Genomic DNA, 14,870 nt, shown 5'->3' on the forward strand with positions numbered 1-14,870 from the left:
GCCGCCGCTACAGGCACCACGTCTGCAGCGACGCGCGACCGCGGGCGTATGGGCGCACGCTGCATGAGCACGCACACGCCGGCTGCCCGCGCCGGCGCACGGCGCTGCTTCCTGTCGGCCAGCACGCTCCCCCCCTGCTCCGGACGTCGCACCTCACGCGCAGGCGTGCCGCCGCCGCAGGCATCACGCCCGCAGCGGCGCGCACATGTTCCTGGTTCCGGAAACGCAACAGGCCCGGCAATGCCGGGCCTGTTGCTTGACGCTGCGCGGACGCGCCGCCGTTACAGCTGCGATTCCTGCACGCTGATCTTGTAAAGCTTGCGCATCGCATCGACGTAGGCCTTGGCATCGGCGTCGCCATAGATCCGCGCCAGCTGCTGCTCGAACATGGTCCGCTGCTCGGCCGGCACCTTGCTCAGGTCGCCCGGCGTCACCTTGGTGACCGCGAACAGCGCATAGCGCTTGCCCACCGTGCCCGGCGCCGCAGGCAGCTCGACCTTGCCTACCGACGGCTTGCCGTCGACCGGCTGCGGCGCGCTGAAGATCGCCTGGCTGGCCTGCGCGCTCGGCATCGGCACGTTGCGCGGCAACCCCGGCATCGGGTTGATCTGCAGCTTCTCCTGCGCGGCCAGGGCCTGCAGGGTCTCGCCCTTGCGCAGGCGCGCCAGCAGCGCGTCGGCCTTGGCCGCAGCGGCCTTGGCGGTACGGTCGGCGTGCACCGCGGCCACCACTTGCTCGTGCACCTTGGCCAGCGGCTGGATCTGCTCCGGCTGGTGCTGGGTCACGCGGATCAGCACGCTGTGGTTCGGCCCCAGGTTGATCGGGTCGCTGACCGTGCCGTCCTGCACCAGGGTGTCGGAGAAGGCGGCGCGCAGCACCGCCGGCTGCGCGGCGATGCCGCTGGCGGTGGCGCGCGAGAACGGCCCCAGCGTCTGCACCGGCAGCCCCACTTCCTTCGCCGCCGAGGCCAGCGCGGTCGGGTTCTTGTAGACCAGGTCCACCAGCTTGCCGCTCAGTTCGCTGAAGGCCTTCTCGTTGTCGGCCTTCAGTTGCTCGCTGGCGAGCTGATCGCGGACCTGCTCGAACGACTTGCCCTCGCCACCCTTGACCTGGCGCAGCTGGATCACGTGGTAACCGAATTCGCTCTTCACCGGCCCGACGATCTCGCCGGGCTTCATCGCGAACAGCGCGTCCTCGAACGGCTTCACCATCACGCCCTTCTCCACCCAACCCAGATCGCCGCCGGCGTTCTTGGAGCCGGGATCGTCGGAGTTGGCGCGGGCCAGCGCGGCGAAATCGGCGCCGGGCTGCTTGGCTTCGGCCGCCAGCTTGGCCGCCTTGGCCTCGGCCGCCTTCTGCGAAGCGGCGTCCTTGCCGGCGCTGATCAGGATGTGCGAGGCCAACCGTTGGTCGGGCTCGACGAAGCGCGCCTTCTCGTCGTCGTAGCGCTTGCGCAGCGTGGCCTCGTCAGCCGGCTTGGCTGGCGGCAGGTTGGCCGCGTTGAGGTCGACGTACTCGATCGTCACCGTTTCCGGCTGCTTGAAGTCGGACTTGTGCGTGTCGTACCACTGCTGCACCTGCGCGTCGCTGACCGGCGCGGTGTCGGCCGGCACTTCCGGCAACAGCACCATCTCCACGTCGCGGGTCTCGCCGAGCATCTTCAGCAGGCGGTCGGTTTCCTGCTTGGTGGCGAACGCCGATTCGGCCAGGCCGGTCGGAATCACCGACTGCTGCAGCGCATCGCGCACCAGCTGCTGGAACATGGTCGGCGTGCGCGGCGGCGTGCCCGAGGCCAGGGCCAGGCGGTAACGCTCCGGATCGAACTTGCCGTCGTTCTGGAAGGCCGGAATGGTGCTGATGTAATCGCGCACCGCGGCATCGCCGATGACCACGCCGGCGCGTTCGGCCGACAGCTTCACCACCTGCTCGTCGATCAGCTGATCGAGCACCTTGCGCTTGTTGTCGATGCTTTCGAAGGCGCGCGGATCGAAATCCTCGCCCTGCTGCTCGCGCGCCTGGATGCGCGCCTGCTCGAAGCGGGTACGGAACTGTTCCGTGCTCACTTCGTGGTGCTGCCACAGCAGCGACACCGGCCACCACGAAGGCGCCGAGGACCACCACGACGGCGGCGCCTGCACCTTGGCGACATTGTTGGCACCGACGCCACCGAGGTAGCTGTTGTCGATGACGAACAGGAACGGAATCATCAACAAGCCGATGATCGCGGTGGCGATCCAGCCCGAGGTCTTTTCGCGAAGTTTCTGCAGCATTGGGAACCGACGGCCTATTGGCGAGCCGCGCAGTTTAACCCGCTTCACGGCCTGCGGCAGAACCGGCGGCCCCGCGGCCCGCGCCGCGCATGCGCCGCGGCGGCGCATCGGCGGCAAGAACAGGGGCGAAAACGGGGAAAAGCGGAAAAAAAGAAACCCCCGATCGCTCGGGGGTTTCGCGTGCAAATGGCGGAGTGGACGGGACTCGAACCCGCGACCTCCGGCGTGACAGGCCAGCATTCTAACCGACTGAACTACCACTCCGCGTTTGAACGGAGGCGGGCGCGAGGCCCGCTTTCCCGGAGCCGCCATTCCGACGCGATAGCGCGGCGGCGACTGCGAGAAACGAAACCCCCGATCGCTCGGGGGCTTCGGTACAACTGGCGGAGTGGACGGGACTCGAACCCGCGACCTCCGGCGTGACAGGCCAGCATTCTAACCGACTGAACTACCACTCCGCTTTTGAAACCTGTCGCTCGGTGCTCTGGTGGGTGCTGAGGGTTTCGAACCCCCGACCCTCTCCGTGTAAAGGAGACGCTCTACCGCTGAGCTAAGCACCCTAGCGAGTCGATTAGTTTACGGCATCCTTCAGCGCTTTACCAGCCTTGAACGTCGGATTCTTCGACGCGGCGATCTTGATGGAGTCGCCGGTCTTCGGGTTGCGGCCGGTGCGCTCGGCACGGTCGCGCACCTGGAAGGTGCCGAAGCCCACGAGCGTGACGCTGTCGCCCTTCTTCAGGGCCTTGGTCACTTCCGACACGAAGGCGTCGATGGCACGACCGGCTTCGGCCTTGGAGATATCGGCGGCAGCGGCGATCGCGTCGTTCAGTTCGGCTTTATTCATTTCTTGATGACTCCATGTGCGGCAGAAGACCGCGGATTGAGGATCGGGTGTCGGCGTGGCCTGCCTCGCTTGAGCGAGACCCCGATGGATATGTTTTGCACTCTACCAAGCACGCCCGTTCGCGGTGCTCGCAAGCGCTGCATTTATACCAGCGGGCCCATACCCGCGCAAGCCGAAAAGCCAACAACGGCGCGGGTTTGAGCCGTTTGCGCGGGTGCGGTTCAGCGCGCGTCAGTGCTTGACGCGCGCGTTCGAGGATGCTTTCTGCTTGCGCCGCGACGGTGCCTGTTCGGCGTCGGCGGCGGGCTTGGGCGCGAGCGGACGCTCCAGTGCCAGATCCAGCACTTCGTCGATCCACTTCACCGGCACGATCTTCAGGTCGCGGGTGACGTTGTCCGGGATGTCGGCCAGGTCCTTGCGGTTCTCCTCGGGGATCAGCACGGTGCGGATGCCGCCGCGCAGCGCGGCCAGCAGCTTCTCCTTGAGCCCGCCGATCGCCGAGACGCGGCCGCGCAGGGTGATTTCGCCGGTCATCGCCACGTCCGCCTTCACCGGCACCTTGGTCAGCATCGACACCAGCGAGGTCACCATCGCGATGCCGGCGCTGGGGCCGTCCTTCGGCGTGGCGCCATCGGGCACGTGCAAATGCACGTCGTGCTTCTGCAGGAAGTCCGCCTCGATGCCGAGCCGCTCGGCGCGCGAACGCACCACCGACAGCGCCGCCGACGCGGACTCCTTCATCACGTCGCCGAGCTGGCCGGTCAGGATCACCGCGCCCTTGCCCGGGACCAGGGTCGATTCGATCTGCAGCAGATCGCCGCCGACCTCGGTCCAGGCCAGGCCGGTCACCAGGCCGATCTCGTTCTGCTCCTCGGCACGACCGAAGTCGTAGCGGCGCACGCCCAGGTACTTGTCCAGGTTCTTCGAGCCGACGCTGACCCGCGCCTTGTCCTTGCGCGCGGCGCTCTTCTTCGCCGCGGCCTTCTTCGCCGGCGCCGGCGGCTGCGGACCGGCCAGCGCGATTTCCTTGACCACCTTGCGGCAGATCTTGGCGACTTCGCGCTCGAGGTTGCGCACGCCGGATTCGCGCGTGTAGTAGCGCACGATGTCGCGGATCGCATCGGCGGTGATTTCCAGCTCGTCCTGCTTCAGGCCATTGGCCTTGAGCTGCTTGGGCAGCAGGTAGCGGGTGGCGATGTTGAGCTTCTCGTCCTCGGTGTAGCCGGGGATGCGGATCACTTCCATGCGGTCCAGCAGCGGGCCGGGAATGTTCAGCGAATTGGAGGTCGCCACGAACATCACTTCGGACAAGTCCAGGTCCACTTCCAGGTAGTGGTCGTTGAAGGCGTTGTTCTGCTCGGGGTCGAGCACTTCCAGCAAGGCCGAGGACGGATCGCCACGGAAGTCCATCGACATCTTGTCGATCTCGTCGAGCACGAACAGCGGGTTCTTGCTGCCGACCTTGTTGAGGTTCTGCACGATGCGCCCGGGCATCGAACCGACGTAGGTCCGGCGATGGCCACGGATCTCCGCCTCGTCGCGCACGCCGCCCAGCGACATGCGCACGAACTTGCGGTTGGTCGCCTTGGCGATGGACTGGCCCAGCGAGGTCTTGCCCACACCCGGCGGCCCGACCAGGCACAGGATCGGCCCCTTCATCTGCTTCACCCGCGACTGCACCGCCAGGTACTCGAGGATGCGGTCCTTGACCTTCTCCAGGCCGTAGTGATCGGCGTCCAGGGTTTCCTGCGCGACCTTCAGGTCCTTGCGCACCTTGCTACGCTTCTTCCACGGCACGCCCAGCAACCAATCGAGGTAGTTGCGCACCACCGCCGCCTCGGCCGACATCGGCGACATCTGCTTGAGCTTGTTGAGTTCGGCCTTGGCCTTGGTCTCCACCGGCTTGGGCATGCCGGCCTCGGCGATCTTGCGCGCCAGTTCCTCCAGCTCGCCCGGCGCGTCGTCGAGGTCGCCCAGCTCCTTCTGGATCGCCTTCATCTGCTCGTTGAGGTAGTACTCGCGCTGGCTCTTCTCCATCTGCGACTTGACCCGGCCGCGGATGCGCTTCTCCAACTGCTGCACGTCGATCTCGCCGTCGACCAGGCCGACCAGCGTCTCCAGGCGCTCGCCCACTTCCAGGGTTTCCAGCAGGCGCTGCTTGTCGGCCAGGCGCACGCCGATGTGCGCGGCGATGGTGTCGGCCAGGCGGCCGGGCTCGTCGATGCCGGACAGGGTCTGCAGCAGTTCCGGCGGCAGCTTGCGGTTGGTCTTGACGTACTGCTCGAACAGCGACATCAGCGAGCGCGCGATCGCCTCCACCTCGCGCTCCTCGCGCGATTCGGCGGCGTCGATCTCGCGACCCTCGCCCTGCAGCGCGCCGTCGCGCTCGGCGACCTTGTCGACGCTGACCCGCGACAGGCCCTCGACCAGCACCTTGATGGTGCCGTCGGGCAGTTTCAGCAGTTGCAGCACCTGCGCCAGCGTGCCGACGGTGTAGAGGTCGGCCGCCGCCGGGTCGTCGGTCTCGGCGGATTTCTGCGCGACCAGGAGGATGCGCTTGTCGGCCTCCATCGCGTGCTCGAGCGCGCGCATGGATTTGTCGCGACCGACGAACAGCGGGATGACCATGTGCGGGAAGACCACGACGTCGCGCAACGGCAGGACCGGCAGGTCGAGGACTTCGGATTGGGACTGGGCCATGAGGATTCCGATTTGGGAGGCGGGAACGCAGTGCGGGCGGCCATAAAAACGCCGATGGCCCCGTTATGGGGCCATCGGCTGGACGATGCAAGGGGAGCGCAGAACCCCTTTATGTTTCAGCGACTTACCTGCAGGCACGGGGCGCGCGACAGGGGCGCCGCGCACCGCCGGCCCGGGGTCACTCCGCGGAGGCGACCTTGGGCGGCGCCGGCGGGGTCTGGTAGATCAGGTACGGCTCGGACTTGTGCTCGATCACCGACTCGTCCACCACCACCTTGCTGACGTTCTCCTGCGACGGCAGCTCGTACATCGTGTCCAGCAGCACCGACTCGACGATGGTGCGCAGGCCACGCGCGCCGGTCTTGCGCTTGAGCGCCTTCTTGGCGATGGCCAGCAGCGCGTCCTGGCGGAACTCCAGCTCCACGCCTTCCATCTCGAACAGCTTCTTGAACTGCTTGGTGATGGCGTTCTTGGGCTCGGTGAGGATCTTGATCAGCGCCGGCTCGTCCAGCTCCTCGAGCGTGGCGACCACCGGCAGGCGGCCGACGAACTCGGGGATCAGGCCGAACTTGATCAGGTCTTCCGGCTCCACCTCGGCCAGGATCTTGCCCACCTCGCGCTTGCGCTCGGCGCTCTTGACCTTGGCGCCGAAGCCGATGCCGCCGGCATCGTTGGAGCGCTGCTGGATCACCTTGTCCAGGCCGGCGAACGCGCCGCCGCAGATGAACAGGATGTTCTTGGTGTCCACCTGCAGGAATTCCTGCTGCGGATGCTTGCGTCCGCCCTGCGGCGGCACCGAGGCGACCGTGCCTTCGATCAGCTTCAGCAGCGCCTGCTGCACGCCTTCGCCGGACACGTCGCGGGTGATCGACGGGTTCTCGCTCTTGCGCGAGATCTTGTCGATCTCGTCGATATAGACGATGCCCTGCTGCGCCTTGTCGACGTCGTAGTCGCACTTCTGCAGCAGCTTCTGGATGATGTTTTCCACGTCCTCGCCGACGTAGCCGGCTTCGGTCAGCGTGGTCGCGTCAGCGATGGTGAACGGCACGTTGAGCAGGCGCGCCAGCGTCTCGGCCAGCAGCGTCTTGCCCGAACCGGTCGGACCGACCAGCAGGATGTTGGACTTGGCCAGTTCGACCTCGTCGTTCTTCTGCCGGCTCTCGATGCGCTTGTAGTGGTTGTACACGGCCACGGCGAGCGTGCGCTTGGCGCGCTGCTGGCCGATCACGTACTGGTCGAGCACTTCCAGGATCTCGCGCGGCTTGGGCAGGCTGCTGCGTGCCGACTGCGCCTTCTCCTCAAGCTCCTCGCGGATGATGTCGTTGCACAACTCGACGCATTCGTCGCAGATGAACACGCTGGGCCCGGCGATCAGCTTACGGACCTCGTGTTGACTCTTGCCGCAGAACGAGCAGTACAGGATCTTGTTGCTGTCGCCGGAACGGCCTTGCCGGTCTTCGCTCATTGCTTCGCTTACCCAGTTACCCCACCCGATGAACGGGGGTTCGATTTCGAGAATAGCACAGGGCCGGGAGGACGCTAGCCCGACCCCGGCCCTGCGGAATACGCTGCGTTTTGCAGTACATGCAAGCCTTATGCCGGCTGGATGGACTCGTCCGGGCGACGCTCCAGCACCTGGTCGACCAGGCCGTAGGCCTGCGCGTCGACGGCGCTCTTGAAGTTGTCGCGCTCGGTGTCGCGGGCGATGGTTTCCAGCGACTGGCCGGTGTGCTTGGCCAGGATCTCGTTCAGCCGCGCACGCAGGGTCAGGATCTCGCGGGCGTGGATGTCGATATCGGTGGCCTGGCCCTGGAAGCCGCCCAGCGGCTGGTGGATCATCACCCGCGAGTTCGGCAGCGCATAGCGCTTGCCGGCCGCGCCCGATGCCAGCAGCAGCGCGCCCATCGAGGCGGCCTGGCCGACGCAGATGGTGCTCACGTCCGGCTTGATGTACTGCATGGTGTCGTAGATCGCCATGCCGGCGGTGACCACGCCGCCCGGCGAATTGATGTAGATGCTGATGTCCTTTTCCGGATTGTCCGCTTCCAGGAACAGCAGCTGGGCCACAATCACATTGGCCATGTGGTCGTCGATCGGGCCCACCAGGAAGATCAGGCGCTCCTTCAACAGGCGCGAATAGATGTCGTAGGCGCGCTCGCCGCGGCTGGTCTGCTCGACCACCATCGGAACCAGATTCAAGGCCTTGGTCACATTGTCCACGCGGTGATCTCCTGCTGCTCGGGGTCGTGCCTGTACGGGGATGTACAGGGCTTGGCATCGTGTTGCGCCCCGCCGCCGCGGGGAGGTGGAACCGGATCCGCCGCGCGCATGCCGGGATGCGCGAGGCGGCGACGCGTCGTTTTATTGACGGATCGCGTCCTGGAACGACATCGCCTGTTCGGTGTGCTGGGCGCGCTCGGCGATCCAGTCGATCACCTGCTCTTCCATCACACGGCTCTGCAGTCCTCCCATCAATTGGGGATCGTTGCGGTACATCTCAATGACCTGCTCCGGCTCTTCGTAGGTCGAGGCGATCAGGCGCAGCGTCTCCGAGACCCGCTTCGGGTCCAGGCGCAGCTCGTTGCGGCGGGCGACCTCACCGACCAGCAGGCCGACCAGCACGCGCTTGCGCGCGGCGTCCAGGAAGCCCTGATGGGCGTCGTCCGGCACCTGGCCCGGGTCGCGGCCGGACCGGCGCAGTTGCTCGACCTGCTGCGCCAGCATGGCACGCGCCTCGTTCTCGACCAGGCGCGGCGGCATTTCCACCCCCGCGTAGGCGGCGATCAGCTGCTCGCCGACCTCGCGGCGCAGGCGGTTCATCAGCGCGCCCTTCAGCTCGCGCTCCAGGTTGATGCGGATGTCCTTGCGGAACTGCTCGGCGTCGCCGCTCTTCACGCCGAAGCTCTTGATGAACTCCTTGTCCACCTCCGGCAGCACCGGCGCGGCCACGTCGACCGCCTTCACGTGGACCTGGACCTGCTTGCCGGCGAACTGCGGCACGCGCCAGTCGGCCGGGAAGTCGACCGTCAGCGTCTTCTCCTCGTCCTTGGACAGGCCGACCAGGCCCTGCTCGATCGCCGGGAACATGACGCCCGAGCCGATCACGCTGCTGCCCTTCTCCACGCCCTCGGCCGGCAGACGCTCGTCGCCGACCTGCGACCAGGTCTCCAGGGTCACCAGGTCGCCTTCCTGCGCCGGACGCGCGGCAGGCTGCCAGGTGCGGCGCTGCAGGCGCAGGTTCTCGATCATCTGCTCGATGTCGGCGTCGGTGACCTCGGCGGTGTGGCGGATCACCTGCAGCGTGGACACGTCGATGTCGCCGAAGTCCGGCACCACTTCGAAGGTGGCCACGAACTGCAGTTCGTTGTCGCCGGCGCGGTCGATGCGCGGGTTGCCGGCCAGGCGCAGTTCGTGCTCGCGCACGGCCGAGTCGAAGGTCTCGCGCAGCAGGCCGTCCAGCGCCTCGGCGCGGATCTGCGGCCCGAAGCGCTGCTCGATCACCTTGGCCGGAATCTTGCCCGGACGGAAGCCCTTGATCCGCGCGGTGCGCGCGACTTCGCGCAGGCGGCCGCCGACGTGGGTTTCCAGGCGATCCTCCGGCAGGGTGAAGGTCAGACGCCGTTCCAGGGTACCGGTGGTTTCGATCGAAGCTTGCATGTGGACTCCTGCCACCGGGAGCCCACGGCTCTCGGCACGATGTAGAAAAGTACGGGTTGGCGCGGGCACGGGACAGCCGCCGCAGCCGGATAGTTTCGCCTATTCCCGCGGCGCCTGCCAGCGCAGGGTCGGGCGGCCGCCGTGGCGACGCCGAGCCCACCGTCGGCGCCAGGGCCGCAGGGGGCTGGATGGTGCGAAAGAGGGGACTCGAACCCCTACGCCTTGCGGCACTGGTACCTAAAACCAGGGCGTCTACCAATTCCGCCACTTTCGCGCTGCGGCGCCGGAAGGCGCCCGCCGGCACATTGTTGCAGGCCGGCCGGCAAAGAAAAAGGCACCTGCCGGAGCCGACATGTCAGCCCCTCCCCCCCCATTGGCATGGCCTTTGGGGGCCTGTGCAGGCCCCCAGGAGGGCGGTAATACCCGCGCCACCACCCCTCAAAAACCGCCCGCAGGGCGGCTGAGAGACGGCTCAGCGGACGGCGAGGTCTAGGCGCCACTGCTACCACACGACTTTGTGCGGTAGGAGTGGTATTCCGTGACGACCCAAGTCCCGCTGTTGCCAGACTGAACCCACATGTACGCCCAAGACTGGCTTACGCCACCACCACAAGTACCAACCGTGTAGGTGCTGCCTGGAACGCCGGAGGCAGGAAGCGGGGTTGGTGGCGGGGGTGCGACCACAGCATCGGCAGGAGATGCCTTCGAAGAGATCACCTCGGTGTACTTCACTGTGACCGTTCCTAGGTGATAGGGATCGCCGGACATTCTCCCTGTTGGATCGGAGTGCAGCAGCAACCACTGCTGGACTTGCCTGGCTTCCTTCGACCCCGGGAGGTAAGTGGCCTCGACAACCCTGGTCGTCGTAGTCGTAGTTTGGTCAGCGTTTGCAGTTGCAGCCATGCTCCCTGCAGCCACGGCCAGTGCGAAAGCGACAGCCTTGAAGCAGCGTGGAAATTCCATTTTTCAGCCCTATGAACATTGTGTTGGGACGGCTATACCGACATACGGATACTAGGTTCACGGTCAATCCGGCACGGAGCATCAGGTAGACAATTTGCACCAACTGACGAGGACCAACCGATAATCGACCGCCCAGTTCACTGCCGCGCTGGCGTTCACTGAAAGCACTACCGGCGGAAGGCGCACCTCACCTGCACCGTGACACCCTACTGCGCGCCGTGACGAGGCTCACGCACAACCTGCGACTGCGCGAATTGAGGTCACAGACCTGACGGACGTCCATGCCCACGAGAAAAGGGTACGCAGCAAGAGCCGTAATAGGTCGCGCAACAACATCACGCCTTGGAACGACGAGCTGCGCGCGCTCTGGGGTGACTGACCAGCTGCCGCACGCCAAGTCATGGAAGCAGACAGGCTGCCGGTGAAGCGCGAGCCCGACGGCGCCGGCCACTGTCAGCCAGTCCGAAACGCCGCTGCGGAAATCCGCTCGATAGTGCCTGGCGGCGCATGATCGCCATGGCTCAAGGAGAAGATTATCGACGCCGAAACGCGGTTCGGCCTGCACGGCCTAAAGCATCGCGGCATCACCGCACCCCCTCCCGGCAACCGGGACCACAAGCAAGACGCCCCGGGACACGCGAACCTGGAGACGACGAACCGGTACGCCCACGACCTGCCGCTTGTGCCGCCCCCATACGCAAGTAGTGCGTTCCCGGCGTATTTTTCCCGGGAATTTTCCGGACGCATAGAAAAACAGCCACTTGGCTTGCGCTAAGTGGCTGTTTTATTTGGTGGGCCGTCAAGGATTCGAACCTTGGACCTATTGATTAAGAGTCAACTGCTCTACCAACTGAGCTAACGGCCCTGAAACTGAGTCGCACATTCTATGTGCTTTTTTGCTTCGTTGCAACACCCCGCGAAGCATCGGGTCACGCGATCAATGGGGTGGCTGAGGGGACTCGAACCCCCGACATCTGGAATCACAATCCAGTACTCTAACCAACTGAGCTACAGCCACCATTGAAACCTTGCATCTCCCGCCTGGCGCCGGTGTTGGCGCGCCCGACAGGAATCGAACCTGTAACCGCCGGCTTAGAAGGCCGGTGCTCTATCCAGTTGAGCTACGGGCGCCCTGGCTGGATTGTCGCATTCCTTTCCGCCGTTGGACATCGGATTGGTCGGGGTAGAGGGATTCGAACCCCCGACATCCTGCTCCCAAAGCAGGCGCGCTACCAGACTGCGCTATACCCCGGCGGAACATCCCTCGCGGCCGAGGCCGGAAAGGTCGGCTATTGTGGGAAGCTTGCGGCCCGCTGTCAACGTCGCATGTCCGCAACATCGCCTGCGTTATGCTCACGCCTTGCCATCGGCATCGGCCGAGCGCCATTTTGAAGGAGAAAACAGCATGCTTCGCAGCGGCAATCCCGCCCTGAAGGAATCCACCTTCCTCGACCTGCGCAGCGGCACCGTGGTCTCGCCCGGGAGCAGCGCGGTCGCCGCGCGCGACAGCGGCGCGATGACACTGAACGGTACCGCCAACAAGACCGGCATCCTGCTGATGCTGACCGTGCTCACCGCGGTGTTCGCCTGGAGCCAGTCGCTCTCGGTCGACGCCGCGGGCAACGCGACGATTGCCCCGGGCGTGGCCGGCTACGCGTTGGGCGGCGCCATCGGCGGCCTCATCCTGGCCCTGATCACGATCTTCAAGAAGGAATGGTCGCCGATCACCGCCCCGCTGTACGCGCTGGTGGAAGGCTTCTTCCTGGGGTCGATCTCTGCGGTCTACGAGCAACGTTTCAACGGCATCGTGCTGCAGGCGGTGCTGCTGACCTTCGGCACCCTGTTCGCGATGCTGTTCGCCTACCGCAGCGGCCTGGTCAAGGCCACCGAGAACTTCAAGCTGGGCGTGTTCGCGGCCACCGGCGGCATCGCCCTGGTGTACCTGGCGACCATGGTGCTGGGCCTGTTCAACATCCAGATCCCCTACATCCACGCTTCCGGCACGGTCGGCATCGTGTTCAGCCTGTTCGTGGTGGTGGTGGCGGCGCTGAACCTGGTGCTGGACTTCGACTTCATCGAGAGCGGCGTCGAACAGGGCGCGCCCAAGTACATGGAGTGGTACGGCGCGTTCGGCCTGATGGTGACCCTGGTGTGGCTGTATGTGGAGTTCTTGCGGCTGCTGTCGAAGCTGCAGTCGCGGAACTGAGCCGGGAGTCGGGAATCGGGATTGGGGAATCGCAACAGCGGCGCCCCACGATCGATGAGCGGAAGTGGCTTCGGGCAACGTTCCGAGCAAAAGAAAGGGCGCCAAGGGCGCCCTTTCTTCATTCTGCGATCTTCCGGCGGGCTCAGAGGCGGCCGGCGATAGCCTTGGCAAAGCCCATGGTGTTGCCGCTGCCGCCCAGGTCCGGGGTCAGCCCGTCCTTGGCTTCCAGGGTGGCGACGATGGCGTTGCGCAGGCGCTCGGCGTTCTGCGGCTGGCCGATGTGGTCCAGCAACTGCGCCGCGCCCAGCAGCAGCGCGCACGGATTGGCCTTGCCCTGGCCGGCAATGTCCGGGGCCGAGCCGTGCACGGCTTCGAAGATCGCCGCGTCCACGCCGATATTGGCGCCCGGAGCCAGGCCCAGGCCGCCGACCAGGCCGGCGCACAGGTCCGACAGGATGTCGCCGAACAGGTTGGTGGTGACGATGACGTCGAACTGCTCCGGACGCATCACCAGCTGCATGCAGGCGTTGTCGACGATCATTTCCTGGAATTCGATTTCCGGGTAATGCGCCGCCACCTCGCGCGCCACCTTCAGGAACAGGCCCGAGGTGGACTTGATGATGTTGGCCTTGTGCACCGCGGTGACCTTCTTGCGGCCGGTCGCGCGGGCCAGGTCGAAGGCGTAGCGGACGATGCGCTCTGAGCCCTTGCGGGTCACCTTGGCCATCGACACCGCGGTCTCGCCGTCGGCGGACACTTCCTGGCCTTCGCTCAGGTAGGCACCTTCGGTGTTCTCGCGCACGGTGATCAGGTCCACGCCGGCGCCGAAGCGCGACTTGGTGTTCGGGAACGACTTGGCCGGACGCACGTTGGCATACAGGTCGAACTGGCGGCGCATGGCCACGTTGATCGAGCTGAAGCCCTCGCCCACCGGCGTGGTCAGCGGGCTCTTCAGCGCCACCTTGTTCTTGCGGATCGACTCCAGCGTGGCGGCCGGCAGCAGGTCGCCGTGCTTCTCCAGCGCCACCAGGCCCGCGTCGGCGTATTCGTAGGTGAGGCCGGCGTTCAGCGCGTCGAGCACGAACAGCGTGGCGTCCATGATCTCCGGGCCGATGCCATCGCCACGGATGACCGTGATTGTCTGCGTCATAGGGTTGCGGTTTCCGTACAAGAGGGGGGAGCGCCACCCGGGAACCGGGGCTGCAGGCGCAAGGAGGTTTCAGCGGTAATTATGCCCGAAGCCGGTGAAGGCGCCCAAAACCGGGCGGCCGCCGGCGGCAGGCCGCGGCGGGTGCAGGGCACCTCGAACCGCCCGCTTCGGCGACACGCAAGCCGGATCCAGCTTGCCCTGCAGGGGCGGCGTCAGCTGCGACAGGCTTGACCGGGAACGCCCCGTCGCGGCTGACGCCGCTCCCACAGGACGCCTCCCGGAGTGGCCAGAGGGTCCGTCAGTCGTGCGCGTGCTGCGCCGGGGCGGCGACCTCGCCGGCCTCCAGCGTGTCGAGGAAGTCCACGGCACGGCGCAGGTGCGGGATCACGATCGAGCCGCCGACCACCAGGCCGACCGAGAAGGTCTCGAAGAACTCCTCGCGGCCGACCCCGGCCTCCTTGCACTGGGCCACGTGGTAGCTGATGCAGTCGTCGCAGCGCAGCACCAGCGAGGCGACCAGGCCGAGCAGCTCCTTGGTCTTCACGTCCAGCGCGCCGGCCTGATAGGTCTGGGTGTCGAGCGCGAAGAAGCGCCGCACCACCTGGTTCGGCTCGGCCAGGATGCGCTGGTTCATGCGCTGGCGGAACTCGGTGAACTCGCGCACCCGGTCCTGGCCGGAGGCGCCGCCCTCGCCCGTCGCGGCGCCGCTCATGCCTGCGCCTCCGGGGCGCGGCCGTCGAGCAGCGGCTCCAGCTTGCCGGCGCGGTGCAGCGCCATCATGTCGTCGTAGCCGCCCACATGGACGTCGCCGACGAAGATCTGCGGCACGCTGGTGCGCCGCGCCAGCGCGACCATCTTCTCGCGCTCGGCCGGGTCCAGGTCGATCCGCACCTCGTTCCAGGTACGGCCCTTGCTCTTGAGGAAGTTCTTGGCCGCCACGCAATACGGGCAGATCGCGGTGGAATAGAGGGTGATCGGCGCGCCGCCGGCGTGGCCGGTGTCGGCAGTTGGGTTGTCCACGGGAAACTCCGGGCGATGTCGAGGGTCCAAGTGACTATGGTAGCGGCCGGGTGGATTTTC

General features: G+C 66.2%; 10 protein-coding genes and 8 tRNA genes. 1 reads left to right on the forward strand and 17 read right to left on the reverse strand.

Translation table 11 applies throughout. The annotated features are described in order from the left end of the window. Window positions 1-281: 281 nt before the first annotated feature. The 14 genes from NKJ47_RS16520 to NKJ47_RS16585 form a co-directional block, all read right to left on the reverse strand. Complete coding sequence (locus NKJ47_RS16520) at window positions 282-2,270, reverse strand: peptidylprolyl isomerase (RefSeq protein WP_254458899.1); 1,989 nt, start codon at window positions 2,268-2,270, stop codon at window positions 282-284. 187 nt (window positions 2,271-2,457) lie between these two features. Beyond that, a tRNA-Asp gene (locus tag NKJ47_RS16525) sits at window positions 2,458-2,534 on the reverse strand. Window positions 2,535-2,651: 117 nt separating this feature from the next. Continuing rightward, window positions 2,652-2,728: transfer RNA gene (locus NKJ47_RS16530), tRNA-Asp, on the reverse strand. A 27-nt stretch (window positions 2,729-2,755) separates the two neighbouring features. Further along, window positions 2,756-2,830 (reverse strand) — tRNA-Val (locus tag NKJ47_RS16535). An 11-nt stretch (window positions 2,831-2,841) separates the two neighbouring features. Then, window positions 2,842-3,204: an HU family DNA-binding protein gene (locus tag NKJ47_RS16540; RefSeq protein WP_223875699.1), complete on the reverse strand. Its 363-nt coding sequence runs from the start codon at window positions 3,202-3,204 to the stop codon at window positions 2,842-2,844. 141 nt (window positions 3,205-3,345) lie between these two features. Next, the gene (gene lon, locus NKJ47_RS16545) at window positions 3,346-5,814 is read right to left on the reverse strand and encodes an endopeptidase La (protein ID WP_254458900.1); all 2,469 of its coding nucleotides are present in this window, start codon (window positions 5,812-5,814) and stop codon (window positions 3,346-3,348) included. A 178-nt stretch (window positions 5,815-5,992) separates the two neighbouring features. After that, window positions 5,993-7,279, reverse strand: a complete 1,287-nt coding sequence (clpX, locus tag NKJ47_RS16550; protein ID WP_254458901.1) for an ATP-dependent Clp protease ATP-binding subunit ClpX — start codon at window positions 7,277-7,279, stop codon at window positions 5,993-5,995. A 128-nt stretch (window positions 7,280-7,407) separates the two neighbouring features. Continuing rightward, window positions 7,408-8,034, reverse strand: a complete 627-nt coding sequence (gene clpP, locus NKJ47_RS16555) for an ATP-dependent Clp endopeptidase proteolytic subunit ClpP (protein ID WP_017907831.1) — start codon at window positions 8,032-8,034, stop codon at window positions 7,408-7,410. Window positions 8,035-8,175: 141 nt separating this feature from the next. Beyond that, entirely contained in the window at window positions 8,176-9,471 is a 1,296-nt protein-coding gene (tig, locus tag NKJ47_RS16560; protein ID WP_254458902.1) for a trigger factor, read from the reverse strand. 189 nt (window positions 9,472-9,660) lie between these two features. Next, a tRNA-Leu gene (locus NKJ47_RS16565) sits at window positions 9,661-9,745 on the reverse strand. Window positions 9,746-11,223: 1,478 nt separating this feature from the next. Beyond that, window positions 11,224-11,299: transfer RNA gene (locus NKJ47_RS16570), tRNA-Lys, on the reverse strand. Between the two features lie 76 nt (window positions 11,300-11,375). After that, a tRNA-His gene (locus NKJ47_RS16575) sits at window positions 11,376-11,452 on the reverse strand. Window positions 11,453-11,488: 36 nt separating this feature from the next. After that, window positions 11,489-11,565 (reverse strand) — tRNA-Arg (locus tag NKJ47_RS16580). Window positions 11,566-11,609: 44 nt separating this feature from the next. Continuing rightward, window positions 11,610-11,686 (reverse strand) — tRNA-Pro (locus NKJ47_RS16585). Window positions 11,687-11,839: 153 nt separating this feature from the next. Here NKJ47_RS16585 and NKJ47_RS16590 point away from each other — a divergent pair. Next, window positions 11,840-12,640: a Bax inhibitor-1/YccA family protein gene (locus tag NKJ47_RS16590; RefSeq protein ID WP_254458903.1), complete on the forward strand. Its 801-nt coding sequence runs from the start codon at window positions 11,840-11,842 to the stop codon at window positions 12,638-12,640. A gap of 142 nt (window positions 12,641-12,782) precedes the next feature. On the opposite strand, the gene NKJ47_RS16595 is transcribed toward NKJ47_RS16590, so the two are convergent. From NKJ47_RS16595 to grxC, 3 genes are all read right to left on the reverse strand, one after another. Continuing rightward, complete coding sequence (locus NKJ47_RS16595; RefSeq protein ID WP_254458904.1) at window positions 12,783-13,790, reverse strand: isocitrate dehydrogenase; 1,008 nt, start codon at window positions 13,788-13,790, stop codon at window positions 12,783-12,785. Window positions 13,791-14,088: 298 nt separating this feature from the next. Continuing rightward, window positions 14,089-14,502, reverse strand: coding sequence for a carboxymuconolactone decarboxylase family protein (locus NKJ47_RS16600; RefSeq protein WP_254458905.1), 414 nt, complete (start codon window positions 14,500-14,502; stop codon window positions 14,089-14,091). Further along, window positions 14,499-14,810, reverse strand: a complete 312-nt coding sequence (gene grxC / locus NKJ47_RS16605) for a glutaredoxin 3 (protein WP_254458906.1) — start codon at window positions 14,808-14,810, stop codon at window positions 14,499-14,501. The genes NKJ47_RS16600 and grxC overlap by 4 nt, the downstream gene beginning before the upstream one ends. Window positions 14,811-14,870: the final 60 nt, after the last annotated feature.

Origin of the sequence: Xanthomonas sacchari, assembly GCF_024266585.1 — a bacterium.
Lineage (GTDB): Bacteria > Pseudomonadota > Gammaproteobacteria > Xanthomonadales > Xanthomonadaceae > Xanthomonas_A > Xanthomonas_A sacchari_C.

What these genes read in the sequence shown, in the direction of transcription:
- NKJ47_RS16520 (WP_254458899.1), bottom strand. Translation starts at nt 2,270, where the DNA reads ATGCTGCAGAAACTTCGCGAAAAGACCTCGGGCTGGATCGCCACCGCG.
- lon (WP_254458900.1), bottom strand. Translation starts at nt 5,814, where the DNA reads ATGGCCCAGTCCCAATCCGAAGTCCTCGACCTGCCGGTCCTGCCGTTG.
- clpX (WP_254458901.1), bottom strand. Translation starts at nt 7,279, where the DNA reads ATGAGCGAAGACCGGCAAGGCCGTTCCGGCGACAGCAACAAGATCCTG.
- tig (WP_254458902.1), bottom strand. Translation starts at nt 9,471, where the DNA reads ATGCAAGCTTCGATCGAAACCACCGGTACCCTGGAACGGCGTCTGACC.
- NKJ47_RS16590 (WP_254458903.1), top strand. Translation starts at nt 11,840, where the DNA reads ATGCTTCGCAGCGGCAATCCCGCCCTGAAGGAATCCACCTTCCTCGAC.
- NKJ47_RS16595 (WP_254458904.1), bottom strand. Translation starts at nt 13,790, where the DNA reads ATGACGCAGACAATCACGGTCATCCGTGGCGATGGCATCGGCCCGGAG.
- NKJ47_RS16600 (WP_254458905.1), bottom strand. Translation starts at nt 14,502, where the DNA reads ATGAGCGGCGCCGCGACGGGCGAGGGCGGCGCCTCCGGCCAGGACCGG.